Origin of the sequence: Streptomyces sp. SID12501, assembly GCF_010550245.1 — a bacterium.
Lineage (GTDB): Bacteria > Actinomycetota > Actinomycetes > Streptomycetales > Streptomycetaceae > Streptomyces.
Map to the genome: position 1 here is coordinate 1 of NZ_JAAGLU010000117.1, position 1,143 is coordinate 1,143.

A 1,143-nucleotide genomic window follows, 5' to 3' on the forward strand; every position below is an offset into this window, starting at 1 on the left:
CACGTACCGCACGTCCACCAACCCGGCCGACGTGAACTCGTGGTCGGCGCCGCAGAACCTGTTCACCGGTTCGATCAGCGGCTCGGGCACGGGGCCGATCGACCAGGCGCTCATCGGCGACGACAGGAACATGTACCTGTTCTTCGCGGGTGACAACGGCAAGATCTACCGGGCGTCGATGCCGATCGGGAACTTCCCCGGCAACTTCGGCTCGTCGTACCAGACGATCATGACGGACACCCCCGAGAACCTGTTCGAGGCCGTGCAGGTCTACAAGCTCCAGGGCCAGCAGAAGTACCTCATGATCGTCGAGGCGCAGAACAGCCAGGGTCGCTACTTCCGGTCCTTCACGGCCACGAGCCTGGACGGCACGTGGACGCCCAACGCCACGACGTTCAACAACCCGTTCGCGGGCCGCACGAACACGGGCGTGACCTGGACCAACGACATCAGCCACGGTGAGCTGCTGCGCACCAACGCCGACCAGACCATGACGATCGACCCGTGCAACCTGCAGATGCTGTACCAGGGTCGCGCGCCGGGTTCGGGCGGCGAGTACCACACGTGGCCGTACCGCCCGGGGCTGCTGACGCTCCAGCGGTAGCCGTCCCGCCGGTCACCGTGCACGGGGCCGGGGCGGGGTCCTCCCGAGGGCCGCACCCCGGCCCCGTCCGCGTGCCCGGTTCCCCGCTGAGCGAACACGCTCGCGGAAGACCCGCGGATGGACGATGGTTCAGGTGAGCAGAACGCGGTAGGCCGTCGTCCCGACACCCGCCGCGGGCCCCGAGGAGACGAGGAGTCCGGCCATGTCCGTCATCACCACCGACGCCCCCACCGCCCAGCTCACCCGCCAGGACCGCTGCGACCGCTGCGGCGCGCAGGCGTACGTCCGCGCGACGCTCGCCACCGCGGGCGGCGCCGAGCTGCTGTTCTGCGGCCACCACTTCCGCGCGCACGAGTCCAAGCTGCTCTCCGCGGGTGCCGTCGTCCTCGACGAGCGCCACCTCATCGACGCGTAGCCGCACCCGCACCCGCGGGTGCCGGTCGGTCGCACGCACGGCCCGGGACGTCACCGACGTCCCGGGCCGTCGTCGTCCCGGGCCGTCGTCGTCCGGCGACCGGTGCGTCGGCGAGAGCGTCGCC

Annotated in this window: 2 protein-coding genes; both read left to right on the forward strand. The window is 70.7% G+C overall.

The window, feature by feature from the left end; genetic code table 11:
- On the forward strand, window positions 1-604 hold a 604-nt coding region (locus G3I71_RS44680; protein ID WP_275409409.1), incomplete at its 5' end, for a non-reducing end alpha-L-arabinofuranosidase family hydrolase.
- Between the two features lie 202 nt (window positions 605-806).
- Entirely contained in the window at window positions 807-1,019 is a 213-nt protein-coding gene (locus G3I71_RS44685) for a hypothetical protein (protein WP_046529122.1), read from the forward strand.
- Window positions 1,020-1,143: the final 124 nt, after the last annotated feature.

Bases quoted from the DNA above. Each gene is read 5' to 3' on its own strand.
- G3I71_RS44685 (WP_046529122.1), top strand. From the start codon at position 807: ATGTCCGTCATCACCACCGACGCCCCCACCGCCCAGCTCACCCGCCAG.